Raw genomic sequence first — 24024 nt, 5'->3', positions numbered from 1 at the left:
CAACCCTCCCGGAGAGATCCGGGTGGGCACTCAGCGTGGCCCGTAGGTGGCTGGTTCTCCCGCAACCTCGCCGCTGCGGCGTGTCGCGGGAGAACCGTCCTCTTTATTTCCGAGCGCTCAGTTTCCGGTACTCGAAAACGGTGTCGATGATGCCGTATTCCTTGGCTGCATCGGCGGTGAGAATCTTGTCGCGGTCGGTGTCCTTGCGGATCACGTCGGCGTCCTTGCCGGTGTGACGCGCCAGCGTCGTTTCCATCAGACGACGCATGCGCTCGATCTCGGCGGCCTGAATCTCGAGGTCCGAGACCTGCCCCTGGATGCCACCCTCGACGGACGGCTGGTGGATCAGGACACGGGCGTTGGGCAATGCCGCCCGCTTGCCGGGCGTACCCGCGGCAAGCAGCACGGCGGCAGCGGATGCAGCCTGACCGAGGCAGACCGTCGCGACGTCTGCGCGGACGTACTGCATCGTGTCGTAGATCGCCATGAGCGAGGTGAACGAGCCACCGGGCGAGTTGATGTACATGGTGATGTCGCGGTCGGGATCGAGCGACTCGAGCACAAGCAGCTGCGCCATGATGTCGTTGGCCGATGCGTCGTCCACCTGCACGCCGAGGAAGATGATGCGCTCCTCGAAGAGCTTGTTGTACGGGTTGGACTCCTTGACGCCGTAACTGGAGTGCTCGATGAACGACGGCAGGATGTAGCGCGATTGCGGCATCTGGGGTGCCGTCGAACCCATCTTTCGCGGGTCGAAATCAGTCATTGTTTTCTCCGAAGTCTTCTGTGTGTGGCGGACGGGCAACGACGAGAACGTCAGACCCCGGTTCCGCCTGCCTGCGCTGCGCGGGTGATGACGTGGTCGACGAAGCCGTACTCGAGCGCTTCCTGTGCCGTGAACCACCGGTCGCGATCCGCGTCGGCGGTGACCTGCTCGACAGACTTTCCGGTGTGCAGCGCGTTCAGCTCGTTCATCTCACGCTTGGTGGAGACGAACTGCTCGGCCATGATCGCGATGTCGGCGGCGGTGCCACCGATGCCTGCGGAGGGCTGGTGCATCATGATGCGCGCGTGCGGCAGCGCATACCGCTTGCCTTTGGTGCCCGCGGTGAGCAGGAACTGTCCCATCGACGCGGCAAGACCCATCCCGTAGGTGGCAACGTCGCACTCGGCGAAGGTCATCGTGTCGAAGATGGCCATACCCGCGGTGACCGAACCACCCGGCGAGTTGATGTAGAGCGCGATGTCCTTGGTGGGATCCTCGGCGGTGAGCAACAGAATCTGGGCGCACAGCTTGTTGGCGATGTCGTCGTCCACCTGCGTACCGAGGAAGATGATGCGCTCACGCAGCAGCCGCTCGTAGACGGAGTCGCTCAGGTTGAGACCCGCTGCAGCGGACGTCATGACTGGACCCCGCGGTGAACCGTCGCTGCCCAGTGCGTATTGATTATTTGTCACGGTACCTGCCTTCTCTTGCTGGCTGACTTGTTGCGTTGCGCGCATCGACTGGACTCGGGGTTCGCTCCGATGCTTCGCTCACCCTCGCCTTCGCGATGCCTGACATTGACACTAACGAAGCAAGGCGGCGCCGGAGTCCCGGCGCCGCCTTACTTCGCTCAAAGCGGAAACCCGCCGCTTACTTCTCTTCGCCGGAATCGGTCTCGTCGACGGTCTCGGCCTCGTCGACCGCGGTGTCCGGGCTGCTGCCGAACAGCTCGCTGGTGTCGATGACGTTGCCCTCGGTGTCCTTGACGCCCGCCTTCTCGACGACGCCTGCCAGCGCCTTGCCGCGACGCACGTCGGCAAAAATGGCACCGAGCTGGTTGTTCTGCGACACCTGCTGGATGAACTGCTCAGGCGAAATGCCGTAGCGCTGCGCCTGGAAGACGATCCGCTCGGTCAGCTCCTCCTGCCCGACCTCGGTGCCTTCGTCCTCGGCAATCGCGTCGAGCAGCAGCTGGGTCTTCACCGAACGCTCGGCGGACTCCTTGGCCTCCGCGTCGAACTGCTCGCGGCTGCTGCCCTGCTCCTCGAGCAGTGCGGCGAGCTGCTCTTCATCGTGATCGAGACCGTGGATCGCGTCGTGAATCTGGTTGTCGACCTCGGCCTTGACGACGGCCTCGGGCAACGGCAGCTCGACGGTCTCGAGCAGCGACTCCAACACCTTGTCGCGGATCTCGCCGGCCTGCTCGACCTTCTTGACGCGGCTGACCCGCTCGCGCAGGTCGGACTTCAGCTCGTCGAGGGTGTCGAACTCGCTCGCCAGCTGGGCGAACTCGTCGTCCTCTGCGGGCAGCTCGCGCTCCTTGACGGTCACGACCTTCACGGTGACAACGGCGTCCTGATCAGCGAAATCGCCCGCGACCAGCTTGGAGGTGAAGTCCTTGGACTCCCCCGCTGCCAGGCCGATGATCGCCTCGTCGAGGCCTTCGATCAGCTGGCCCGAACCGACCTCGTGCGACAGGCCGTTCGCGCTGGCCTCGGGCACATCGTTGCCGTCGACCGTCGCGGACAGATCGATCGAGACGAAGTCGCCGTCCTGCGTTGCCCGCTCGACACCGGTGAGGGTGCCGAAGCGTTGGCGCAGCGAGAGCAACTGCTCCTCGATGTCGGCGTCGGTGATCGTGACCGGGTCGACGACCACGTTGATGGTGCTGTAGTCGGGCAACGTCACCTCGGGCCGAATGTCGACCTCGGCGCTGAAGTTCAGCTCTTGGCCGTCTTCGAGCTTGGTGATCTCGATCTCGGGCTGGCCGAGGGGCTTGATCTGCTGCTCGGTGACGGCTTCGCTGTAGCGGCCGGGGAGGGCGTCGTTGACGACCTGCTCCAGCACCGCACCGCGACCGACGCGGGCTTCGAGAAGCTTCGCGGGCGCCTTGCCCGGACGGAAGCCGGGGACGCGGATCTGCTGCGCAAGCGCCTTGTAGGCGCGGTCGAAATCAGGCTTGAGCTCCTCGAAGGGCACCTCAACGTTGATCCGGACTCGCGTCGGGCTCAGCTGCTCGACGGTGCTCTTCACGGACATGCTCCTTAGGTGGTGGTGTTCTTCTCATCGTTCGCCGGTGTGGCGATCAGGTCATGAAGTCGGACGAGAGTTCGCCCGCTCCATGTTGGTCGGGGTGACAGGATTTGAACCTGCGACCCTCCGCTCCCAAAGCGGATGCGCTACCAAGCTGCGCTACACCCCGTTCCCAACAGACACCGAAAAAATTCGATCGCGCAGACTCCATCGGTGAAGAACCGGCACGTCATCCTACGATCACCCGATTACCGATTCCAAAGCGAGGTTCGGTACAGTCTGTCAACGCATACGACATCGGTGGCGATCCCATGGATGTCGTCTGCTTGCGGGCGTAGCTCAATGGTAGAGCCTCAGTCTTCCAAACTGATTACGCGGGTTCGATTCCCGTCGCCCGCTCCACGATCATTCGGCCCACCTCGTCACTCGACGATCACCACGTGCAGATTTCTCGGCCCGTGCACACCCTCGACTCGCTCGAGTTCGATATCCGACGTCGCCGACGGCCCACTGATCATGGTTGTCGGCCGCTCGGGCACCAGCATCGCCATCGCTTCCGGTAAGCCCACCTCGACGCTCGAGAGCGGGACGACACACACGTGCAGATCGGGCACCAACGTCAGCGCGCGCCGACCCTGATCCGGGCTACCGTCCAAGAAGATGGTTCCGGTTTCGGCACACGTGACCGTCGATGCGGTCACCACACCATCGAGCGATTCCAGGGCTGGAGCGGGAACGTCCGCGGAGTCGACCACCACCTCGCCGTCGAATTGCTCGAGCCACGAATCATCCAGTCCGGCAGGCACTCCCACCCTCTCGACGCCTGCATCGCGAAGCACCTGCGCAATGGTCCCCGCGAGATCTGCGGCAGCGCATGGGTACACCTTCGCCCGATAGTCGACCAGCCGATCGACGAGCAGATCCCGCCGCTCGGTGTGACCGAGGGTCTGCCCTGTCCGGTACTCGCGGGGAATCTGCTGCGGCACCGGTGGTGCCAGCGTCAGCGCGTCGCGTACTCGACCCAGAATCACGTCCCGGGAGCTCATGACCGATTCTCCGGCCGAGCCGCCGCAATCTCCGCGCGGCCGGTATCGGAGTTCCACCAGTCCCGAAACGTCTGTTTCGGGGGCGCCGGTATGTCGCGAGCCTCGGTCCAGCCGTTCAACGGAGGCGGCAGCGTCGAAATCTTCCCCTTCTTTCCCGCCACCAGACGTCCCAGTCCTGCCGCCTTCTGCGCGGTGGTGAATTTGCGTGCCGACGACATCGCTACCGACGCCGCCTTCATCGCCGCAGCCTCCACGCCGAATCGGGCCTTCTCCACCTTTTGGTGGCGCAGTTCCACCAACAGCGACGGGATATCGATCTTCACCGGGCACGCATCGAAGCAGGCGCCGCAGAGGCTGGACGCGAACGGCAGCGTCGAATTCGGATCGTTCTTGTCCTCCATGCCTGCCAGCTGCGGGGTCAACACCGCGCCGATCGGGCCTGGGTAGGTGGAGCCGTAGGCGTGCCCGCCGGTGCGCTCGTAGACCGGGCACACGTTCAGACACGCCGAGCAGCGGATGCAATTCAGCGCCGCCCGCCCGATCTTGTCGGCCAATGCCGCGGTACGGCCGTTGTCGAGCAGGACGAGGTGGAACTCCTGCGGTCCGTCGTCGGTTGTCACGCCGGTCCACATCGACGTGTACGGATTCATCCGCTCCCCCGTCGACGAGCGAGGGAGCAGTTGGAGAAATACCTCGAGGTCCGAGTACGTCGGCAGCACCTTCTCGATGCCCATCACGGTGATGAGGGTCCGCGGCAACGTCAAGCACATCCGACCGTTGCCCTCGGACTCGACCACCCCGAGCGTCCCCGTGTCGGCGATACCGAAATTGGCCCCCGAGATCGCCACTGGAGTCGTCATGAACTTGCGCCGCAAGAAGTTTCGGGCTTCCGCCGCAAGATGAACCGGGTTGTCGTCCAGATCGGGATCGACTCCCGGCATTTCCCGGAGGAAGATCTCGCGGATCTCGGAGCGATTGCGATGGATCGCGGGCACCAGAATGTGCGACGGCTTGTCGTGGCCGAGCTGGACGATCAACTCGGCCAGGTCGGTCTCGTATGCCGTGATGCCTTCGGATTCGAGATGTTCGTTGAGGCCGATCTCCTGGGTTGCCATCGACTTCACCTTGATGACCTCGTCCGAGCCGGTATCGCGGACGAGGCGGGTGACGATGTCGTTGGCTTCGTCGGCATCCGTCGCCCAATGCACGACTCCCCCGTGCTCGGTGACCGTGGCTTCCAACTGCTCCAGCAGTTCCGGAAGACGATTCATCGCGTCCGTCTTGATCGCGGAGCCGGTATCGCGTAGCTGCTCCCAGTCGGGCAACTCGCCGGTCACGTGGATGCGCTTCTCGAAAATGGAGTGGGTCGCCTTGCCGAGGTTGCGGCGCAGCTGACCGTTCGCCAATTCATGATGGGCGGCCGCGGGGAACTTCTCGGCCCCCCGCAGGTTGCCGGAACCGTGTGGTGAGCGCGGCGGCAGGGCGGGCAAGCCGAGCGTGACGGGACTCATGCGGTCACCGCCACAGGCTTCTCGACCGACGCCAAGATCTCGGCGAGGTGAACGGTGCGCGTTCCCATCTGCAGTCGCGTCATGCCGCCACCGATGTGCATGAGGCATGACGAGTCACTCGCACAACAGAATTCGGCACCGGTACCCGCGACGTTGCGAATCTTGTCGGCGAGCATCGCCGTCGAGGTCTCCGCGTTCTTGATGGCGAAGGTGCCGCCGAAACCGCAACACACATCGGCCTCCGGCAGTTCGACGAGGTCGATGTCGCGCACCGCCCGCAGCAGCCGCAGCGGCTTGTCGCCCACTCGCAGCATCCGAAGCGAATGACACGTGGGGTGATAGGTGACGCGGTGCGGGTAATACGCACCGACGTCGGTCACCCCCAGCACGTCGACGAGCAACTCGGACAGCTCGTACGTCTTGGCCTTCACCCGCTCGACCTGCCCGCACAGGCCGGCAGTTCCGTACCGCGAGGCCACGATCTCGTGTTGATGCCGAACCGATCCGACACACGAACCGGACGGCGCGACGACGGCATCGATGGATCCGTCACCGAAGTTGTCGGCGAAGTTCGCGACGAGCGGAAGCGCATCGGGTTGGTAGCCGGTGTTGATGTGCATCTGGCCGCAGCACGTCTGGCCAGGAGGGAAGACCACCTCGTGCCCGAGCCTGGTCAGCAGCAGGGCGGTTGCCTTGACCGCATTTGGAAACATCGTGTCTCCCATGCATGTGGCGAACAGCGCGATGCGCATGTGGCCCTCCGAAATCGTCGATGAGGTATGACCAACAGTAAGCCGAGGTCACTACCCGGAGACGCTCGCGATCAGGTGAGCCCGATGCGATGCGACGGTTCGTTGTTCTCTGCGAATTCCTTTGCCCAGCGGTAATCGGGCTTGCCGCTCGGAGCGCGCATCACCTGCTCCACAATCCAGAACGATCGCGGAATCTTGTAGCCTGCCAGCTGGTTTCGCGCGTGCTTCTCCAGCGAATCGAAATCGATGGACGCGTGGTCACGAGTCTGCAGGACGGCGGTGACACGGCTGCCCCACCTGTCGTCGGGCATACCGATGACAATCGCGTCGTAGACGTCGCCGTGAGCTTTCACCACCGCCTCGACCTCCTCGGCGAACACCTTTTCACCGCCGGTGTTGATCACCATGTTGCCGCGGCCCAGTAGGGTGACGGAGCCATCCGCCTCGACCCGGGCACGATCCCCCGTGACTACAGCGCGCGCACCGTCGACGGTGCGAAAGATCTCCGCCGACTTCACCGGATCCTTGTAGTAGCCGATCGGAACGTTCCCGAGCTTTGTCAGCCAGCCCTCGGCGCCCGAACCCGGTTGAAGTACGTTGCCGTCATCGTCGACCACCACCGTGAAACGGTTGGAACCGATCGTCGGCCCACCGCGCTGTTGCGTGCCCTTGCTCGCGAAACCGATTCCACCGAAACCTGTTTCGGACGAGCCCACCGAGTCGGAAATCATCAGATTCGGGAACTGGTCGAAGAATGCATCCTTCACCGAGCCGGAGAACAGGGCCGCACCCGATGCGACGACGGCAAGACTCGACGTGTCCAGCTGCAGCTGTGCGTGCGCCTCGATGAGTGGCCGCCCCATGGCGTCGCCGGTGATCACCATGACCATGGGCTTCTCCTCGGCGACCACCTGCCAGACCTTCGTCGCATCGAATGCGGGAACGTAGAGCACCGTGTTCCCGGCGAACAGAAAAGTGAAGCTCGGCATCAGAGCCGACGTGTGGATGAGAGGCGGCAGAATCAGCATCCGCATGGGCATATCCGACGCGGCGCCGACTCGAGACTGCTGATACTCGTCTGCCACGGGCACACCGGAATAGAAGTCGTAGCCGCCGCCCAAGACGCGCCACATGTCCTCTTGCCGCCACACCACGCCCTTCGGCCTGCCGGTGGTCCCACCCGTGTAGAGGATGTAGACATCGTCGCCCGACCGTTCAGCGAAGTCGCGGGTCGGCGACGAATCGGCCAACGCGTCGTCGTACTCGATCCCCTCGGGCACGACCGGCTCGTCTCCCGACGCGATCTCGTCCGGAGCCACCACGACGTGGCGAATGCGAGGTACCGACGCGACTGCCCCGACGACCTGCTCGCCGTAGCTGCGGTGATACACGAGAGCATCCAGATCGGAGTTCTCGTAGACGTAGATCAACTCGTCGACGGTGTAGCGATAGTTCACCGTCACCGGGACGGCGCGGATCTTGAACGCGGCGAGCACCGCGACCATCGTCTCGATCGAGTTGTGCATGTGAATGCCGACGTGTGCATCGAATCCGAAGCCGGCGTCCTTGAAGTGGTGTGCCAGCCGGTTTGCCCGCTCGTCGAGCTCACGAAAGGTGACGTGCTCTCCCGACACGATGAGCGCAACGCGGTCGGGCATCGCATCGACGGCATGCTCGAACAGGTCGGCAAACGCGTGGGCCATGGCAGATCCTTCGGTTCGAGTGGTCAAACAACATAGAGCCGCAACGGGATTCCTCGATCTTGAAACACGAACGCCGCTCCCGTACTGCATTTGGTGATGGCGACTTCGACGCACTCGGCGGCGGGCTCGGCCTCGGTGTCGGTGTTCAGGAGCAGCCCGTCGCGATCCTCGCTGATCACCCGTGCGGTGAAATGTGGGTTCACGCCACGCACCAACGCCTGCAGCGGTTCGAGATGCCCGGCGTCGAGCAACGTCGGCCACCCGCCGTCCGCGTCGACCGGCCCGCTCCGGCCCAACCACAGCGTCAGGCGTTCGCCGTCGAATCGAATATCGCTCTCCACATACTGTTTCGGGCTCAGCAAAGGATGCACTGCGAGCACACCGGCGGCGCCCGCGAGATCGGCAGGCAGATCCAGCGCATTCCGGATTCGCTCGGCCGCGACACCCGCGATACCGGCCAGCTGTTTCCGTGCGATCGAACGGGCCGCATCGTCGCCGACCCGTGTCCGCACAGCGGCGAGAAACGCCAACGCCAACAAGTGGTGTTGCATGCACACCTCCTCCGCGATCCGCACAAGAGCGGATCTGGAGAAGTCGCCGAAACGCAGGTCTGCGAGCAGCGGGCCCGAATAGTTTTGTGCGCCTTCCTCGGATCGATCGATCGCAGTCAGTTCCACCACCACGGCGGCAGTCTTACCGATCGCTTCGGTGTGGGGTTGCACGACAGGCGGAACGTGCGATTCGTCGATGATCACCGTCCACGCACAGTGCGGATGACGGTCCGATGGTCGACGTGGTGGGCGGTGCAGCGGACGCACCTGCGCGTGCGGATTCGTGGCCAGGGCGGTCGCGTCGAAGGTGGGGTCCTCGATGTCGTGGCACATCGAGGACACGTACTCATCGCCTAGCGGTTCGACGTCCATCAGTGCACCGCAGTGGTCGAGCCAGAACTCGCCGTGGCTGGGGTCGTCGACGCGGAAGCGAAAGTCCATGAATTGCGGTGGCGCTCCGATGTCGAGTTGCAGACCCTTGAAGATGGTCACAACGTCGTCACCTTCGAACCCGAGCGCGCGCTGCATGCGCCGCGTGTACCAGGGGCTGGCGGCCTGCCACTCTTCGATCGCGACCTGCGCCATTCCCTCGCGGCCGAACTCGACTATCAGGTGGGCCATTCCGGAACGATCGATCAGCTGGCCGCACAGCAGCAGCTCGGGCACCAGGGTCGCGAGATCGGTCCGCGACAACGCATCGAGTGGACTCACCACAGCGGAACGGGTGACGTGCCCGCCGGATACCAGCCGGGTAGCGGCTCGCCGGACACGGCACGCTGGATCCGTCCCTGCATTCCCTCGGACAGCGCGTTGTTCGTGATCATCTCCACGAACAACGCAGACACGTTGCCGAAATCGAAAAAGTCTCGCTGCCAGGACCATTGGAAGTTGCCGCCGTATCGGAACCAGCTGCCACCGATTCCGCGCACCGAGTAGTTGCTGCCGTCGTCACGGGTGGAGTCGGAGACCTGTTTCCACAGCCCGATGACGTTGCCGCTGCGATCGTCGATCACGAAGTCCTGGTAGGGATACTCCCAACCCTCGAGTCCCCTCATCTCCAGACCGAGGGCGACGTCGCGAATCTCGTCCCGACCGACGGCCATGAAGTCGTGCTTCGGCCCATAGTTCCACCCGTACGTCGCGTCCTCGGTGTACATGTCGGCCAACGGCTTCCAGTCGCGGGCGGCTTCGGCTTTCTTGTTTTCGTCCACCCATCGCTGCACCATCTCGTCGAGTTCGGCGCGATCGAATCCAGGCATCGTGTGCTCACTTTCAGTCGTCGATGATGCGCAAGGCTTGGGTAGGGCAGTAGCGGACCGCACTCTCGACATCCGAGCGTTGGGCGTCGGGCGGCGACGGATCCGATATCTGGACCTGACCGTGTTTCGGGACTGTGAAGAGGTCGGGAGCTTCCATCTCGCAGGCTGCGTGGCCCTGACACAGGTCCAGGTCGACAACGATCCTCATCGCGCTGCCCTCTTCCGGTACCGGACCCGACACGGCTGCTGCAGCTGCACGACCATCTTGCTGTGATCGTTGCGGTAGGTACCCGACGGCTGGGAGAGCTCGAACTCGTAGTCTCGCAGCAGAATCGAGAAGATCGCCTTGAGCTGCATCTGCGCGAAGGCAGCGCCTACGCAACGGTGCCGTCCCGCCCCGAACGGAATCCACGTCCACCGGTTGAGAATGTCTTCCTGGTTCGGATCGAGGTACCGAGCCGGATCGAATCGGTCGGGTCGCGGAAAGTCTTCGGGAATTCGATTGGAGATCGCAGGCGTGGCGGCGACCAGGTTGCCCTCGTGGATCACGTAGTCGCCGACGTCGAACTCACCTCGGGCGAGTCGAAGCAGAATGATCAGCGGCGGATGCAGGCGAAGGGTCTCTTTGATGACCGACTCGAGAATCGGAATCTGCCGCAGTGCATGGAAACTCAGGTCGGCGTCCGCGGTGAACAGCTCGTCGAGCTCGGTCACCACCTGATGCGACCAATCGGGGTGGCGCAACAGCTCGATCAGCGACCACGCGGCCGTTCCCGATGTGGTGTGATGACCCGCGAACATCATCGAGATGAATATGCCGGTGATCTCGTCGGCGGTGAATCGCAGTTGACCGTCGTCCGTGCGGATGGAGACCAGAACGTCGAGCATGTCTCGGTCGTCCTTGCCCTGCGGCGGGTTTGCGATTCTGCCGTTCATGATCTGACGCACCAACTCCACCAACGCAACTCGTGCGTCGTCGCGGCGCCGGAAGCTGTCGATCGGGGCGTAGGGATCGACGAATGCGAGCGCATCGGTGCCTTGTTCGAGTTCGTGATAGAGCTCGGCGAAGCGACCGTCGAGTTGGTCGCGGAACTTCTTGCCGATCAGGCAGGCGGACGAGGTGTAGATGGTCAGTTCGGCGAAGAAGTCGAGGAGGTCGATCTCGCCCTCGTCGCCCCAACCCGCGATCATCGCCTCGACCTCGCCCCCGATCGTGGCGGCGTGACCTTTCATCTGTTCGCCCCGCAGTGCGGAGTTGTGCAGCATTTCCTTGCGCCGCTCTGGGCTGGCGTCGAAGACAACGCCTTCGCCGAAGATGGGCTTCATGAACGGATACGCGGCCTGTTGATCGAGGTCGTCGTCGGCCGATCGGAAGAAGAATTCGTTGGCCTCCGCACCCGTGAGCAGCACCACCTCCCGATCGGCGAGTTGGAAGATGCCGACGTCACCGCATTCGTCGCGCACCCGGCGCATCAGTGCGATCGGGTCCGTTCGCAGCTCTTCGAGGTGGCCGTGCTCGTCGTCACCACCGGATACTCGCGGCGGCTTCGCTCGCACGGAAGTCGACGGGTGCACATCGGAATTCATTGCTTCACCGCCGTATTCGGCGACGCGTCGTTCTGCGAAAGTGGCGCCTCGGGTTGCACCTCCACCAGGACCAGGTGTGCACCCCGCGGTGCCGTCACGACGGCCACCACAGCGGCCGCGATGTCCGAGGCACGCAACATGTAGCCGTGCCGCGCGAACCCCCAGCGAGTCCACGACTCGGCGACGGGGCCGATCACCTCGGGCGTGGAATCCATGCCCATCCCGGTCAGCGTCGGCCCCGGCCGGACGATGGACGCGCGAATACCGGTGCCCTCCAATTCCATTCGCATCTGCCTACCCATCGCCTCCAGCCCGGCCTTCGCCGCGTCGTAGGCGCCCATCAGTGGGCGAGCGCGATCCGCACAATCCGACCCGATCAGTACGAAGTCCCCGCGGCGCCGTTCACGCATCCCCGGCAGCACACGATGCGCGAGCCGTTGGGCACCCACCAGGTGAACATCGATCTGGTTCAGGAACCGTTGCGGTGTCATCTGATCCGCTGCGCCGAACTCGAGATCACCGGCTCCGGAGACGACGATCTCCGCCGGACCGAACTCCCGCTCTGCCGCGGTGACGAACACATCGACGGATGCGTCGTCGGTGACGTCGAGGGCGTGGGCATACGCCTGTCCGCCACTACTGCGAATCTTGTCGGCGATCGCCTCGCACTCTGCGACCCGGCGCGCACCGAGAACGACGGGATGGCCCAACTCTGCCAACGCGTACGCCGTCGCGGTGCCGATACCCGACGACGCACCGCTGATCAACGTCGGACGCTGGATCGGATTCGGTACGAACCTGGGCATCAGTTCACCTGCACCTTCACCGGCAGGGCCGCGAACCCTCGCACGTTGGTCGAGTGGACGCGTTCGATTCCCGTCTCGTCCACCTCGAAAGCCAATACCCGCCTTGCGAACTCGGACAGAGCGATATTGGATTCCAACCGCGCCATATGTGCTCCGAGACAGAAGTGAGTGCCACCCCCGAAACTGGCAATCTTGCCCGCGGGTCTGCCGATGCGAAACTCGTCGGCATCGTCGGCGAGAGCGGAATCGCGGTTCGCGGAGCCGATCAACAGCAGCACCTTCTCGCCCGAGGGGATCGTCTGTCCGTAATACTCGAGATCCTCGGTCGTGGTACGCGCGATGATCTGACTCGACGTGTCGTAGCGCAGGGTCTCCTCGGTCCAGTCGGAAGCGCGCGACGGATCGGTCAGCACGCCAGCCACCTCCGCTGGGTTGTGTGCACCCCAATACAGCGCATTGCCCAGCAGTTTGGTGGTTGTTTCGTTGCCCGCCACCACCATCAGGAACATGAACCCCAGGATCTCGGCGTCCGAGAGTTTGTCACCATCGATTTCGGCATCGAGCAGCGCAGAGGTGAGGTCCTCGGTCCGGGAACGCCTGCGCTCGGCGATCATGTCTCGGTAGTACGACATGAGGCTGATCGACGACTCGACTGCCTCCTTGGGTACGTCGAGTACGCCGCGTTCGCGATGCACCACCAGGTCGGCCATCCGACGAAGCTCGGCACGGTCAGTCTCCGGGACGCCCATCAATTCGGAGATGACGTCCATCGGCAACTTTCCCGCGACGTCGGCGATCCAGTCGAACTCGCCCTTCTCCAACGCGGGATCGAGGTACAGCTTGGCCAGCTCCAGGATGCGACCTTCGAGTTCTGCCACCCGACGGGGGGTGAAGCCGCGAGAAACCAACTGTCGCAGCCGCAAATGCCGCGGATCGTCCATTGCGAGGAACGACATGACCAGGTGAGCGTGCGGACCGTATGCGGCCGGGTCCACGGACACACCGTTGGCGCTGGACAGGCGTTGTTTGTCCTTGAACGCACCGGTGACGTCGACGTGCCGCGACAGCGCCCAGAAGTCCAGGCTCGCGTTGCGATACAGCGGCGCCTCGTCGCGGAGTCGTCGATACGTCGGATACGGATCGTCATGAAATCGGTAGTCGTACGGGTCGAACACGATTGGCTCGGCCAGTGCATCTGTCATGGCTACTCCAAAATCATTCGTGCGGAGACTTCGAGCTTTTCCGCGATGTTCGCGTAGCTGTCGTATCCCATGCCCGCACGCAAAAGCGCTCCGGCATAGATCATTTCGAGTGTTTCGAGCACGTCTTCGTCGGCGTCCGGGCCGAGCGCACCTGCCAGCCGCTGCCGGATCTCGCGACCGATGCGACCCCGGAGGTGCTCGACGTCCGGGTCGGTGCCCAGCAGCGCATTCGTCACTGCACCGGACACTTCGGGCTCGCCGGCCACCAACAGTGCGATGCTGCGCAACACCTTCAATACCCGCGCGGTCCGGTCGAGTCCAGCATCGATCGGTGCGGGCTCCGCCTGAAGTCGGCGCCAGAAGATCTCCGCGACCAGATGTTCCTTGGACGAGAAGTAGGTGTAGGCAGTGGCAGGGCCGACACCGGCGCGGGATGCGACTTCACGGATCGTCAACCCGCTGAACTCGCGTTCGCGCAGCACCTCGATCCCAGCGCGGGTCAACCTGTCGACGGTCTCCGCCTGCTTCTTGCTGAGGCGTCGACGGGTCGATTCCGCATAGTTGCTCGACACACGAGGTGCCACATTGTCTGCGACTCGATCCATGCATCTCTCCCGGTTCGCGGTCATTGCAATATGACAGATGTTCGAACTATAGTCCAGACACCTGTCCAGAAAGGTTTACACATGACGCTGCGGCCCATCGACAGTTCCGCACTCTTGATCGACGGGAAGCTAATACCTGGATCGGGCGGGACGTTCGAGATCGTCAATCCCGCGACGGAGTCGGTCATCGGGCTGGCCGCCGAAGGCACTGCGGCAGATATGGATTCGGCAATCACAGCCGCGAGAACCGCGTTCGACACCACATCCTGGAGCCGGGACCATGCTTTTCGCGCGCAGTGTTTGCGGCAGCTGTGCGATGCGTTGCAATCGCACATCGACGAGTTACGTGAGATCACGATCGCAGAGGTCGGCGCACCTGCCATGCTCACGAACGGACCGCAACTGGCGGGCCCGATCGAGGACCTTCGCTATTGGGCCGACCTGGTCGACAACTACTCCTGGGAACAGGATCTCGGCACTGCGACACCGATGGGAATCCCGACCGCGCGCCGGGTGCTCAAAGAGGCCGTCGGCGTCGTCGGCGCGATCACACCCTGGAATTTTCCGCACCAGATCAACTTCGCCAAGCTCGGCCCCGCGCTCGCCGCGGGTAACACGGTGGTGCTCAAACCTGCGCCCGACACCCCGTGGTGTGCTGCCCTGGTCGGCGAGGTCATCGCCGAGGAGACCGACATCCCTGCGGGCGTCGTCAACATCGTGACGTCCACCGATCACGGTCTCGGTGCCCAACTCGCCACCGATCCGCGCGTCGATCTGATCTCGTTCACCGGTTCCACACAGACCGGCAAAGCCGTCATGCGCGCCGCGGCCGAATCTCTGAAGAAGGTGTTTCTCGAACTCGGTGGCAAGTCCGCGTTCGTCGTTCTCGACGACGCCGACATCATCGCCGCCTGCTCCATGGCTGCCTTCGCGGTGTGCGTCCACGCTGGGCAGGGCTGCGCGTTGAGCACTCGACTGCTGGTACCGCGTGACCGGTACGACGAGGCAGTTGCGGCGACAGCAAAGGCGATGGCAGGCATCCGGGCCGGCGACCCGACTGCTCCTGGAACGGTCTGCGGCCCATTGATTTCCGCGCGCCAACGCGATCGGGTAGAGATGTATCTGAAGCTCGCGGTCGACGAGGGCGGCACGATCGTGGTCGGCGGAGGTCGCCCCGCAAATCTCGAGAACGGCTATTTTGTCGAACCCACCCTCGTTGCCGGTCTCGACAACAGCAGTCGGGTGGCGCAGGAAGAAATCTTCGGTCCTGTGCTCGTGATCCTCCCCTACGACGATGACGACGACGCGATCCGAATCGCGAACGATTCGCCGTACGGACTTTCCGGCTCGGTGTGGGGCGCCGATGCGGCGCGGATCGAGAAGGTGGTCGCCGGAATTCGCACCGGCACGCTCAGCGTCAACGGCGGCGTGTGGTACTCCGCCGACGTTCCGTTCGGGGGCTACAAGCAATCCGGAATCGGTCGTGAAATGGGCGTCGCTGGATTCGAGGAATACCTCGAGACGAAAGTCGTCGCGTCCGCGCCGAAATCTTGAAACCACCTCCACACCAGCCACTTCGACCAGAGCGAGAGCAGGATTTCATGGGACGCTTCGACGGACGCACAGCAATTGTCACGGGCGCCGCGCAGGGCATCGGCGAGGGATATGCGCGTGCGCTGGCAGCCGAGGGCGCCAATGTCGTTGTCGCCGATATCGATCGGGAGCACGGCCAGACGGTGGCCGAGCAGATCGTTGCCGACGGCGGTAAGGCGGTTTTCAAAGAGGTCGATGTTGCCGACGGTACGTCCACTCGAGAACTTGCGGATTTCACCGTCGAGCAGTTCGGCAGCATCGAGCACCTGATCAACAATGCCGCCATCTACGGCGGCATGAAGATCGACTCGCTGCTGACCGTGGATTGGGACTACTACCGAAAGTTCATGAGCGTCAACATGGATGGCGCTCTGCACGTCTGCCGCGCCGTCGTGCCGCACATGCGCGCCAACGGCGGGTCGATAGTGAACCAGTCGTCCACAGCTGCCTGGTTGTACTCGAACTATTACGGCCTTGCGAAGGCCGGCATCAACAGCTTGACCCAACAGTTGGCCACCGAACTCGGCTGGTCCAAGATCAGAATCAACGCCATCGCACCGGGGCCGATCGACACCGAAGCCACCCGCACCGTCACTCCCGGCAATATCGTGGCGGACATGGTCAAGCGAATTCCGTTGCAACGGATGGGGACCACCGACGACCTCGTCGGTATGTGCCTGTTCCTGCTCTCCGACGAAGCCGGCTGGATCACCGGCCAGATATTCAACGTCGACGGCGGTCAGGTCTACCGGTCATGACGGCACCGACACTGGGCTATATCGGTCTCGGCAACATGGGCGCGCCCATGGCGACCCGGTTGCTCGACTGGCCCGGTGGACTGGTGGTCTGCGATGCCCGGTCCGATGCGCTGGAATCGTTCACGACAGCCGGCGCCCGTGCCGCGGCAACGCCCGCGGCGGTGGCCACCGCCGCGGACATCATCTCGATAACCGTCCTCGACGACGCGCAAGTCCGCGATGTCGTCGCCGGACCGGACGGGATTCTGTCGACCGCACGTCCCGGAACCGTCGTCGCGGTGCACTCGACGATCAGCGACACCACCGCGCTCGACCTCGCGCAGCAGTGCCGCTCGGCAGACGTCGAGCTGATCGATGCGCCGGTCAGCGGTGGCGCCCCCGGCGCCCAGCAGGGCAAGCTCGCCGTGATGATCGGCGGAACGGACGAGGCCTTTGCCGCAGTGCGAGAGCCGTTTTCGTGCTGGGCCGAACTGGTCGTCCACGCTGGCGATGTCGGAGCCGGGACGCGAATGAAGCTGGCGCGCAACCTGCTTCACTTCGTCTCGTTCACAGCCGCTAGCGAAGCCCAGCGTCTCGCCGCAGCGTCGGGTCTCGATATCCGCAAGCTCGGCAAGGTGGTTCGGCACACCGACGCCATCACCGGCGGCGCAGGGGCCATCATGCTCCGCAACACCACGGATCCAGTCGACGAGTCGGATGTGTGGTTCTCGATTCTGAGCCATGTGCGCAACCTCGGGGAGAAGGATCTCGCGCTCGCGCTCGATCTTGGCGAGCGACTTGACGTCGACCTTCCACTCGCGGCGCGGGCACTCTCGGAACTCGGAGACGGGCTCGGCGTCGGCCCCGGCATGCTGTCGCAGTCAACTTTGCCAAAGGAGCAACCATGACCGAGGACACCCGCATCACCGAAGTGCGCGCACGCGGTGTCGCCATGATGAATCAGGTGTACGGCTGGGAGATGCCCGCCGACGTTCCGGGTGAGTTCTTCGCTGTCACAGCAGATCACCTGTTCGCCGACATTTGGACGCGTGAAGGGCTGAGCCTTCGCGATCGCCGTTTGCTGCTGCTGGGCGCCATCACCGCGCAGGGGCAAGGCGACGTCGCGAAGATCCAACTCAACGCCGCGCTGCACAACGAGGAACTCACCGAGCAACAGTGCGAGGAAGCGGCAATCTTCCTGTGCCACTACGTCGGATGGCCCCTGGCGACCGGGCTCAACAACGCACTGATCGCCGTGAAGAGCGATCGCCGAAAGGCAGCCCGTGCCGCCGCGAAGGATCAAGACAATGGCTGACGATCGATCCATCCGACCCCTCTCGGCCGACGACGTGGCTGCCTGGGATCGTGAGGCCGACGTCGTGATCGCGGGGTACGGCATCGCAGGGGTGACCGCGGCCATCGAGGCCGCACGGGCGGGTGCCGACGTGCTGGTACTGGAACGCACGAGTGGATGGGGCGGCGCCGCCGCGTTGGCAGGTGGCTTCATCTATCTCGGCGGTGGCACACCCCTGCAGCAGGCGCTCGGATTCGAGGACTCCCCCGCGAACATGAAGGCCTTCATGATGGCGGCGCTGGGACCGGGCGCCGACGAGGCCAAGATCACCGACTACTGCGATGGCAGCGTCGAGCACTTCAACTGGCTGGTCGACAACGGGGTGCCGTTCAAGGAGAGCTTCTACGACCAGCCTGGCTGGGAGACGCCCTTCGACGACGGCCTGATGTATTCCGGCGGTGAGAACTCTGCGCCGTACAACACCATCGCCACACCTGCCCCGCGCGGACACGTCCCGCAGATGGAGAACAAACGCACCGGCCAGAAGGGCGGCGGTTACATGCTGATGAAGCCGCTCGCCGACACCGCCGAAAAGCTCGGCGTCCGTGCCGAATACGACATGCGGGTGCAGCGGCTGATCATCGACGGCGATCGCGTCGTCGGCATCGTCGCCAAGCAGTACGGCCGCAACCTCACGATCCGTGCCCGGACCGGCGTGGTGTTGGCCACCGGCAGTTTTGCCTACAACAAGCAGATGATCGAGTCGTTCGCTCCGAGGCTGATCGACAGGCCGGGAGCCGCGATCGAAGAGCACGACGGCTCCGCGATCCGGATGGCGCAGGCGCTCGGCGCCGACTTGGCGCACATGGATGCCACCGAGGTCGCCTTCTTCGGCGAACCGCAACTGATGGCTCGCGGAATCCTCGTCAACGCCCGCGGTCAGCGCTACGTCAACGAGGACACCTATCCCGGTCGAATCGGTCAGGAGACGTTGCTGCGCAACGACAACCAGGCCTATCTCGTCATCGACGAGGACGCATACGAGACAGGTTGCGCAGCAGACAGTTCGACGCCGTTCTTTCGGTTCCGACCCAAATGGGTGGCCGAAACCGTCGAAGAACTAGAGGCCGACATGAATCTGCCCGCAGGCACTTTGACGTCAACCGTCGCTGTGTACAACAGACATGCGGCGAACGGCGAAGATCCGGTGCTCGGCAAGAAGGCGCAATGGTGCAAGCCGATCGGCTCACCGATCGCAGCGCTCGATCTGCGTAACTGCACAGCCGGTTTCACGCTCGGCGGGTTGCGAACCTCGGTGAACTCGGAGGTGCTGCACGTATCCGGTGAGCCGATCCCCGGACTGTTCGCAGCCGGTCGCTGCACCGCCGGCGTTTGCGCCGGCGGCTACGCGTCGGGAACCTCGCTGGGTGACGGCAGCTTCTACGGTAGACGAGCAGGGCTCAGCGCGGCAAAAGGGCTGAGCGCAGCAGAGGGTTGAGCGGAGCAAGGGGCTGAGCGATCGAACGGCCGTTCCGTCGTCGCACGCCCCGCCGATTCCCTACTGTGAATCTCATGACGCAACCCGATTGGGCGCCGGCCGACATCGATCCCGCAATTCCGAGTGTGGCCCGCGTATACGACTACGTCGTCGGGGGCATGCACAACTTCGAAGTCGATCGGCAGCTCGCCGACCGCGCCGAGGCGATGTGGCCCGTTGTCCCGCAGATCCTGCGGGCGAACCGCGCGTTCCTGCGTCGTGCGGTCACGATGCTCGGCGAGGCAGGAATCACCCAATTCCTCGACATCGGTTCGGGCATCCCGACCGCGGGCAACGTTCACGAGATCGCACAGAGCCAGCATCCCGACGCGAAGGTTGTCTATGTCGACACCGACCCCGTAGCGGTCACGCACAGTCAGGCCATTCTCGCCGGCAACCCCAATGCAACGGCTGTGCGCGCCGACTTCAACGACGTCGATGCGGTCCTCGCACACCCCGAGGTGATACGCCTCATCGATTTCACCCAACCGGTCGCCGTGCTTCTCGTTGCGCTGCTGCATTTCATCCCTGACGAGTCCAACCCCGGTGCGAATGTGGCGAAGATCCGAAACGCGCTGCCGCCGGGCAGCTACCTGGCGATCACGCATTTCAGCAACGAGGGCCCCGCAGACAAGGTCGCGCAATTCATCGAGATGTCGAGGGAAACGCCGAATCCGTTGACCCTGCGCTCGCAGGCGGAGATCAGCGGCTTCCTCGGCGACTTCGACATACTGGAGCCTGGAGTGGTCTACCTGCCACTGTGGCGTCCAGAGTCCCCTGAGGATGTCGGTGATCATCCCGAGCGGCTCAGCAGCTTCGCCGGCGTCGGACTCAAGCCCCCGTCGGCGCTCTAAGGTTTCGCTCATCTGCCGCAGGTACTCTCGGCAGTGTCCGAATTGTCGGCTGCTGAAAGGGTGAGTCGTGGAGATTTTGCTGATCATCGTGCTGCTGGCCGGGATCGGCCTGGTCGTCATGAACAGCCAACGCCGGTCGCGTCAGCGTTCGACCGACCAGTTGGCGGACGCGATCGCCGATGCCCGCCAGGCGAACGAGCGGCTCGGCGGTCAGGTGTATCAACTCACCGGGTCCGACGCCGCGTCCAAGCAGGCACTCGCCGACGCATCCGAACGCAACATCGCCGCAGGTTCGCAGATCGATCAGGCGAAGACCCCCGCGCAGGCCCGGTTGGCGAAACAGACAGCGCTGGAAGGTCTCTACTACATCCGAGCTGCGCGCACCGCGATGGGCATGGACCCAGGGCCGGAAGTCCCGACCCTCGATGGCCAACGCTCTGCAGGTGAGGTCACCGAAAATCGCGAGGTCGATTTCGAGGGCCGGAAGGTCGCCGCATCGCCCGGCCCGTCCGATCGGACACCGAACTATTACCCCGGTGGGCGCGTTGCGGGCCGACCGGTTCCGGCAGGCTGGTACTCCGAACCATGGTGGCGCCCAGCACTTGTCGCAGGCGCCTGGGGTGTCGGCTCGATGTTCCTGTTCTCTGCGATGTTCTCCGGTATGTCGGGCGTCGGCTACGACTCACAGGCCTTCGAGAACGGCTACGGCGACGGCTATCAGGACGGCCTCGACGCCGGCAACGGCGACCAAGGCGGCGATGCCGGAGATCAAGGCGGCTTCGACGGCGGCGATCAAGGTGGCGGCGACATCGGCGGCAACGACTTCGGGGGTGGCAACGATTTCGGGGGCGGCGACTGGGGCGGCGGTGGCGACTTCGGTGGCGGCGGTGACTTCGGCGGGTTCTAGTCGGCCTGACAGCTTGGGCACCAGAACAGGTTTCGGCCCTCCATGTCCGCGTGCAGGATCGTCGACCCGCACACCCGACACGGCGATCCCGCGCGTCGATACACGTAGGTGCGCGGGCGACCCTTCCGATACGACGGATCACCGCGGTCGAATTCCCGCTCGACCGTGACGATCTTTCCCCGGCGCAGCCCCACCTTCATCAACGCGACCAGGTCGGCCCACATCTCGTCCCACACCGTCCGCTCGATCGCGGTGCCGGGCCGATAGGGCGAAATACGTTGCCGGAAAAGTAATTCCGCGCGATAGACGTTGCCGACGCCTGCGACGACAGCCTGATCCATCAGCAGCGATCCGATCGGCCTACGCGACTTGCGGATCCGCTCCCACGCGCGATCCGAATCGGCATTGCGCCGCAGCGGATCCGGACCGAGTCGATCGGCAATCGCGTCGAGTTCCGAGGTGTGCAGCACCTCGCATGCGGTGGGGCCACGCAGGTCGGTGCCGAAGTCCGCACCGACCATCCGCATCCGCACCTGACCCACCGGCGGCCCCATCGGGATCTCGGACTCGGAGAAGCTGCCGTAGAGCCCGAGGTGAACGTGCACAACGAGACCCGACTCGTAGTGGTGCAGTAGGTGTTTGCCCCACGCCTCGGCCTTGACGAACAATCGACCGTCCACCATGGCGGCGCCGTCGGCGAACTTTCCTTGCGGACTGGAGACCCGAACCTGGGCGCCCGCGAAGTGCTTCTGATGCACCTTGGCGAGCCGGTGCAGGGTATGCCCTTCAGGCACGTGCGCTCACTCGGCGGGGAGCGCGGGCGGAACGCCGGTCTTCTCGTACTCGGACAGGATGTCGATGCGACGCTGGTGCCGCTCTTCGCCGGAGAACGGCGTCGACAGGAATGCGTCGACGATGGCGAGCGCTTCGTCGAGTGTGTGCATGCGACCGCCGATGCCGATCAGCTGCGCTTTGTTGTGCTCGCGCGCCAGCTTCGCGGTCTCGACGCTCCACGCCAACGCACAGCGGGCGCCGGGCACCTTGTTCGCGGCGATCTGCTCACCGTTGCCGCTACCGCCCAGCACCAGGCCGAGACTGCCCTCGTCGGCAACGGTGCGGCGAGCGGCCTCGACGCAGAAGGCCGGGTAATCGTCGACGGCGTCGTAGACGTGGGCGCCACAGTCGATCGGCTCGTGCCCGGTCTTGGTCAGGTGTTCGATGATCTGGTTCTTGAACTCGAAGCCGGCATGGTCGGCACCTAGGTATACGCGCATGGGTGAGATTGTGTCAGGCCTGATCGTGATCGGCCGCGCATCCCCGGACATCGCGCCGTCGAAGCCCGGCAGCAACCGTTGAATACAGTTGCAGCCATGCAGCCGTATCCGACTTCGGAAAACTTTCCAGTACCGCCGGGCCCTGCACAGACGAGTCAGGCTCAGCCTGGCTGGGGGCCACCGGTCACCATGCCGCCGCGCGGACTCTCCCCGTACGGTCGGCCGGCACGACATTCCTGGGAAATCCCGCTCCTGGTGATCGTCGTCGTGGTCACCGCGCTTCTGTATGTGACGTCGACACTGCTGATCGTGTTCGGCGTGCTCAATCAGCTGGTGCTGATCGTGCTGTTTGCCCCGGTGATCGTCTACTTCGGTCGAGGGATGCTCTACGCCGGTCAGCGACTCAACGGTGTGCAGATGTCACCGACACAGTTTCCCGACGGCTACCGACTCGTCCAGGAAGCCGCCGCGCGATTCGGCATGACCCAGGTACCCGACGCCTACGTGGTACTCGGCAACGGTCAGATCAACGCATTCGCGTCGGGTCACGGTTTTCGGCGGTTCGTCGTGGTCTACAGCGACCTGTTCGAGGTCGGCGGCGAAGCCCGTGAACCGGATGCACTCGCCTTCATCATCGGCCACGAGGTGGGTCACATCGCCGCGGGACACCTGTCGTATTGGCGGCAGCTCGGCATGTTCGCCGGTCAGTTTCTGCCGATCCTCGGGACGTCACTGATTCGCTCGCAGGAATACACCGCCGACAACCACGGCTTCTGCAATCGGCCCGCGGGCGTACCCGGTGCGATGGGCACTCTCGGCGCGGGCAAATACCTGAACCGGCTCGTCGGCTTCGACGAGCTTGCCGACCGCTCGATGCGTGAGCGCGGTTTCTTCGTCTGGTTGGTCAACGCGACGTCTAGCCATCCGGTGTTGACGTGGCGTGCCAACGCCCTTCGCGACCGCAGCAGGCACGGCAAGCTGTTCTGGCACCCGGATCCGCCGCAGCAGCCGACGTACAACCAGCCCTATCTGCAGTGATCACGAGCAGAGGGTGGCAGATTCCGCAAAAAGTGCCACCCGATGCTCGTGATCAGCGGCAAAATCAGTCGAACTGCGGATCCTCGTGCCTGGTGCGCTTGAGTTCGAAGAAGTGCGGGTAGGACGCCAAGGCGACAGCGCCGTCCCACACTCGGCCTGCATCGTCGCCTCGCGGGATCCGCGACAACACGGGTCCGAAGAACGCGACGCCGTTGACGTGGATGGTGGGAGTGCCCACGTCGTCGCCGACGGCGTCCATGCCGGCGTGATGGCTCTTGCGCAGCGCCTCGTCGTAGTCGGTGGAGTCGGCCGCCTTGGCGAGTTCTGCGGGGAGACCGACCTCGGCGAGTGACTCCTCGATCACGATCGCGAGTGATTCCTTGCGGTCATCGCGCTTGTACTCGTCACCGCGGTCGTGGATGCGGGTTCCCATTGCCGTGTACAGCGGTAGCAGGACTTCGTCCCCATGCGCCTGTGCCGCGGCGATTGCGACGCGGACAGGTCCCCAACCGCTGGACAACAGTTCCTTGTACTGATCCGGCAGACCCTCGCGGTTCTCGTTCAGGACACTCAGGCTCATCACGTGGAAGTTCGCCTCGATGTCGCGGACCTTCTCCACCTCGAGAATCCACCGCGACGTGATCCAACACCACGGGCAGAGCGGGTCGAACCAGAAATCGGCAGTGTCTTTGCTCGTCTTGTCGCTCACGCGTTACTCCCTCGATCTCGAAACAGGTAGGCAGAAGTCA

At 64.0% G+C, this 24024-nt stretch carries 25 protein-coding genes and 2 tRNA genes; 9 read left to right on the top strand and 18 right to left on the bottom strand.

Going from position 1 to position 24024, the window contains the following annotated elements; all coding sequences use genetic code 11:
- Nucleotides 1-103 precede the first annotated feature (103 nt).
- From FOY51_RS10465 to FOY51_RS10450, 4 genes are all read right to left on the bottom strand, one after another.
- Nucleotides 104-766, bottom strand: a complete 663-nt coding sequence (locus FOY51_RS10465) for an ATP-dependent Clp protease proteolytic subunit (protein WP_149430181.1) — start codon at nucleotides 764-766, stop codon at nucleotides 104-106.
- Between the two features lie 50 nt (nucleotides 767-816).
- Nucleotides 817-1404 carry an ATP-dependent Clp protease proteolytic subunit gene (locus FOY51_RS10460; RefSeq protein WP_149430180.1) on the bottom strand — a complete coding sequence of 196 codons (588 nt, stop codon included), beginning with the start codon at nucleotides 1402-1404 and terminating at the stop codon, nucleotides 817-819.
- Nucleotides 1405-1636: 232 nt separating this feature from the next.
- Entirely contained in the window at nucleotides 1637-3019 is a 1383-nt protein-coding gene (gene tig / locus FOY51_RS10455; protein ID WP_149430179.1) for a trigger factor, read from the bottom strand.
- Nucleotides 3020-3111: 92 nt separating this feature from the next.
- Nucleotides 3112-3188, bottom strand: a tRNA-Pro gene (locus tag FOY51_RS10450).
- Between the two features lie 159 nt (nucleotides 3189-3347).
- Between FOY51_RS10450 and FOY51_RS10445 the strand changes: the two genes are divergently transcribed.
- Nucleotides 3348-3421 (top strand) — tRNA-Gly (locus tag FOY51_RS10445).
- Nucleotides 3422-3441: 20 nt separating this feature from the next.
- Here the strand turns inward: FOY51_RS10445 and FOY51_RS10440 are convergent.
- The 11 genes from FOY51_RS10440 to FOY51_RS10390 form a co-directional block, all read right to left on the bottom strand.
- Nucleotides 3442-4065, bottom strand: coding sequence for a LutC/YkgG family protein (locus FOY51_RS10440; protein WP_149430178.1), 624 nt, complete (start codon nucleotides 4063-4065; stop codon nucleotides 3442-3444).
- Nucleotides 4062-5576 carry a LutB/LldF family L-lactate oxidation iron-sulfur protein gene (locus tag FOY51_RS10435; protein ID WP_149430177.1) on the bottom strand — a complete coding sequence of 505 codons (1515 nt, stop codon included), beginning with the start codon at nucleotides 5574-5576 and terminating at the stop codon, nucleotides 4062-4064. Before FOY51_RS10435 ends, FOY51_RS10440 begins: the two co-directional genes overlap by 4 nt.
- Nucleotides 5573-6328, bottom strand: coding sequence for a (Fe-S)-binding protein (locus FOY51_RS10430; protein ID WP_149430176.1), 756 nt, complete (start codon nucleotides 6326-6328; stop codon nucleotides 5573-5575). The genes FOY51_RS10435 and FOY51_RS10430 overlap by 4 nt, the downstream gene beginning before the upstream one ends.
- A 71-nt stretch (nucleotides 6329-6399) precedes the next feature.
- A complete protein-coding gene (locus FOY51_RS10425; RefSeq protein WP_149430175.1) occupies nucleotides 6400-8031 on the bottom strand; it encodes an acyl-CoA synthetase in 1632 nt (543 codons plus the stop codon).
- A 23-nt stretch (nucleotides 8032-8054) separates the two neighbouring features.
- Entirely contained in the window at nucleotides 8055-9296 is a 1242-nt protein-coding gene (locus FOY51_RS10420) for a hypothetical protein (protein ID WP_149430174.1), read from the bottom strand.
- Entirely contained in the window at nucleotides 9290-9841 is a 552-nt protein-coding gene (locus tag FOY51_RS10415) for a Cif family virulence factor (RefSeq protein ID WP_149430173.1), read from the bottom strand. Before FOY51_RS10415 ends, FOY51_RS10420 begins: the two co-directional genes overlap by 7 nt.
- Before the next feature lie 13 nt (nucleotides 9842-9854).
- Nucleotides 9855-10049, bottom strand: a complete 195-nt coding sequence (locus tag FOY51_RS10410; RefSeq protein ID WP_149430172.1) for a ferredoxin — start codon at nucleotides 10047-10049, stop codon at nucleotides 9855-9857.
- Nucleotides 10046-11428, bottom strand: a complete 1383-nt coding sequence (gene cyp51 / locus FOY51_RS10405) for a lanosterol 14-alpha demethylase (protein WP_149430171.1) — start codon at nucleotides 11426-11428, stop codon at nucleotides 10046-10048. Before cyp51 ends, FOY51_RS10410 begins: the two co-directional genes overlap by 4 nt.
- Nucleotides 11425-12234, bottom strand: a complete 810-nt coding sequence (locus tag FOY51_RS10400; protein ID WP_149430170.1) for an SDR family oxidoreductase — start codon at nucleotides 12232-12234, stop codon at nucleotides 11425-11427. The genes cyp51 and FOY51_RS10400 overlap by 4 nt, the downstream gene beginning before the upstream one ends.
- A complete protein-coding gene (locus FOY51_RS10395; RefSeq protein ID WP_149430169.1) occupies nucleotides 12234-13436 on the bottom strand; it encodes a cytochrome P450 in 1203 nt (400 codons plus the stop codon). Before FOY51_RS10395 ends, FOY51_RS10400 begins: the two co-directional genes overlap by 1 nt.
- A 2-nt stretch (nucleotides 13437-13438) precedes the next feature.
- The gene (locus FOY51_RS10390; protein ID WP_149430168.1) at nucleotides 13439-14041 is read right to left on the bottom strand and encodes a TetR/AcrR family transcriptional regulator; all 603 of its coding nucleotides are present in this window, start codon (nucleotides 14039-14041) and stop codon (nucleotides 13439-13441) included.
- Nucleotides 14042-14122: 81 nt separating this feature from the next.
- Between FOY51_RS10390 and FOY51_RS10385 the strand changes: the two genes are divergently transcribed.
- The 7 genes from FOY51_RS10385 (at nucleotide 14123) to FOY51_RS10355 (ending at nucleotide 20963) form a co-directional block, all read left to right on the top strand.
- Complete coding sequence (locus FOY51_RS10385; protein ID WP_149430167.1) at nucleotides 14123-15595, top strand: aldehyde dehydrogenase; 1473 nt, start codon at nucleotides 14123-14125, stop codon at nucleotides 15593-15595.
- A 47-nt stretch (nucleotides 15596-15642) separates the two neighbouring features.
- A complete protein-coding gene (locus tag FOY51_RS10380; protein WP_149430166.1) occupies nucleotides 15643-16392 on the top strand; it encodes an SDR family oxidoreductase in 750 nt (249 codons plus the stop codon).
- The gene (locus FOY51_RS10375) at nucleotides 16389-17279 is read left to right on the top strand and encodes an NAD(P)-dependent oxidoreductase (RefSeq protein ID WP_149430165.1); all 891 of its coding nucleotides are present in this window, start codon (nucleotides 16389-16391) and stop codon (nucleotides 17277-17279) included. Before FOY51_RS10380 ends, FOY51_RS10375 begins: the two co-directional genes overlap by 4 nt.
- The gene (locus FOY51_RS10370) at nucleotides 17276-17686 is read left to right on the top strand and encodes a carboxymuconolactone decarboxylase family protein (RefSeq protein WP_149430164.1); all 411 of its coding nucleotides are present in this window, start codon (nucleotides 17276-17278) and stop codon (nucleotides 17684-17686) included. Before FOY51_RS10375 ends, FOY51_RS10370 begins: the two co-directional genes overlap by 4 nt.
- A complete protein-coding gene (locus FOY51_RS10365) occupies nucleotides 17679-19163 on the top strand; it encodes an FAD-dependent oxidoreductase (protein WP_149430163.1) in 1485 nt (494 codons plus the stop codon). The genes FOY51_RS10370 and FOY51_RS10365 overlap by 8 nt, the downstream gene beginning before the upstream one ends.
- Nucleotides 19164-19237: 74 nt before the next feature.
- Nucleotides 19238-20056, top strand: a complete 819-nt coding sequence (locus tag FOY51_RS10360) for an SAM-dependent methyltransferase (RefSeq protein WP_149430162.1) — start codon at nucleotides 19238-19240, stop codon at nucleotides 20054-20056.
- Nucleotides 20057-20123: 67 nt separating this feature from the next.
- Entirely contained in the window at nucleotides 20124-20963 is an 840-nt protein-coding gene (locus FOY51_RS10355) for a DUF1542 domain-containing protein (RefSeq protein WP_149430161.1), read from the top strand.
- On the opposite strand, the gene FOY51_RS10350 is transcribed toward FOY51_RS10355, so the two are convergent.
- Both FOY51_RS10350 and FOY51_RS10345 read right to left on the bottom strand, forming a co-directional pair.
- Complete coding sequence (locus tag FOY51_RS10350) at nucleotides 20960-21757, bottom strand: Fpg/Nei family DNA glycosylase (protein ID WP_149430160.1); 798 nt, start codon at nucleotides 21755-21757, stop codon at nucleotides 20960-20962. The two genes, FOY51_RS10355 and FOY51_RS10350, sit on opposite strands and share 4 nt — an antisense overlap.
- A 6-nt stretch (nucleotides 21758-21763) precedes the next feature.
- Nucleotides 21764-22237, bottom strand: coding sequence for a ribose-5-phosphate isomerase (locus tag FOY51_RS10345; RefSeq protein ID WP_149430159.1), 474 nt, complete (start codon nucleotides 22235-22237; stop codon nucleotides 21764-21766).
- 96 nt (nucleotides 22238-22333) lie between these two features.
- Here FOY51_RS10345 and FOY51_RS10340 point away from each other — a divergent pair, with 96 nt between their 5' ends.
- Complete coding sequence (locus FOY51_RS10340) at nucleotides 22334-23275, top strand: M48 family metallopeptidase (protein WP_149430158.1); 942 nt, start codon at nucleotides 22334-22336, stop codon at nucleotides 23273-23275.
- A gap of 64 nt (nucleotides 23276-23339) precedes the next feature.
- Here FOY51_RS10340 and FOY51_RS10335 read toward each other — a convergent pair whose 3' ends face one another.
- Nucleotides 23340-23984, bottom strand: coding sequence for a mycothiol-dependent nitroreductase Rv2466c family protein (locus FOY51_RS10335; protein ID WP_149430157.1), 645 nt, complete (start codon nucleotides 23982-23984; stop codon nucleotides 23340-23342).
- Nucleotides 23985-24024: the final 40 nt, after the last annotated feature.

Source organism: Antrihabitans cavernicola (genome assembly GCF_008297975.1).
GTDB classification, from domain to species: Bacteria; Actinomycetota; Actinomycetes; order Mycobacteriales; family Mycobacteriaceae; genus Antrihabitans; species Antrihabitans cavernicola.
The sequence above is the reverse complement of the archived record's forward strand: the minus strand, read 5'-3'. Positions and strand labels throughout refer to the sequence as shown.

Bases quoted from the DNA above. Each gene is read 5' to 3' on its own strand.
- FOY51_RS10370 (WP_149430164.1), top strand. From the start codon at position 17,276: ATGACCGAGGACACCCGCATCACCGAAGTGCGCGCACGCGGTGTCGCC.
- FOY51_RS10375 (WP_149430165.1), top strand. From the start codon at position 16,389: ATGACGGCACCGACACTGGGCTATATCGGTCTCGGCAACATGGGCGCG.
- FOY51_RS10440 (WP_149430178.1), bottom strand. From the start codon at position 4,065: ATGAGCTCCCGGGACGTGATTCTGGGTCGAGTACGCGACGCGCTGACG.
- FOY51_RS10380 (WP_149430166.1), top strand. From the start codon at position 15,643: ATGGGACGCTTCGACGGACGCACAGCAATTGTCACGGGCGCCGCGCAG.
- FOY51_RS10460 (WP_149430180.1), bottom strand. From the start codon at position 1,404: ATGACGTCCGCTGCAGCGGGTCTCAACCTGAGCGACTCCGTCTACGAG.
- FOY51_RS10400 (WP_149430170.1), bottom strand. From the start codon at position 12,234: ATGCCCAGGTTCGTACCGAATCCGATCCAGCGTCCGACGTTGATCAGC.
- FOY51_RS10435 (WP_149430177.1), bottom strand. From the start codon at position 5,576: ATGAGTCCCGTCACGCTCGGCTTGCCCGCCCTGCCGCCGCGCTCACCA.
- FOY51_RS10385 (WP_149430167.1), top strand. From the start codon at position 14,123: ATGACGCTGCGGCCCATCGACAGTTCCGCACTCTTGATCGACGGGAAG.
- FOY51_RS10465 (WP_149430181.1), bottom strand. From the start codon at position 766: ATGACTGATTTCGACCCGCGAAAGATGGGTTCGACGGCACCCCAGATG.
- FOY51_RS10410 (WP_149430172.1), bottom strand. From the start codon at position 10,049: ATGAGGATCGTTGTCGACCTGGACCTGTGTCAGGGCCACGCAGCCTGC.
- FOY51_RS10395 (WP_149430169.1), bottom strand. From the start codon at position 13,436: ATGACAGATGCACTGGCCGAGCCAATCGTGTTCGACCCGTACGACTAC.
- cyp51 (WP_149430171.1), bottom strand. From the start codon at position 11,428: ATGAATTCCGATGTGCACCCGTCGACTTCCGTGCGAGCGAAGCCGCCG.
- FOY51_RS10430 (WP_149430176.1), bottom strand. From the start codon at position 6,328: ATGCGCATCGCGCTGTTCGCCACATGCATGGGAGACACGATGTTTCCA.
- FOY51_RS10425 (WP_149430175.1), bottom strand. From the start codon at position 8,031: ATGGCCCACGCGTTTGCCGACCTGTTCGAGCATGCCGTCGATGCGATG.
- FOY51_RS10340 (WP_149430158.1), top strand. From the start codon at position 22,334: ATGCAGCCGTATCCGACTTCGGAAAACTTTCCAGTACCGCCGGGCCCT.
- FOY51_RS10345 (WP_149430159.1), bottom strand. From the start codon at position 22,237: ATGCGCGTATACCTAGGTGCCGACCATGCCGGCTTCGAGTTCAAGAAC.
- FOY51_RS10360 (WP_149430162.1), top strand. From the start codon at position 19,238: ATGACGCAACCCGATTGGGCGCCGGCCGACATCGATCCCGCAATTCCG.
- FOY51_RS10415 (WP_149430173.1), bottom strand. From the start codon at position 9,841: ATGCCTGGATTCGATCGCGCCGAACTCGACGAGATGGTGCAGCGATGG.
- FOY51_RS10390 (WP_149430168.1), bottom strand. From the start codon at position 14,041: ATGGATCGAGTCGCAGACAATGTGGCACCTCGTGTGTCGAGCAACTAT.
- FOY51_RS10365 (WP_149430163.1), top strand. From the start codon at position 17,679: ATGGCTGACGATCGATCCATCCGACCCCTCTCGGCCGACGACGTGGCT.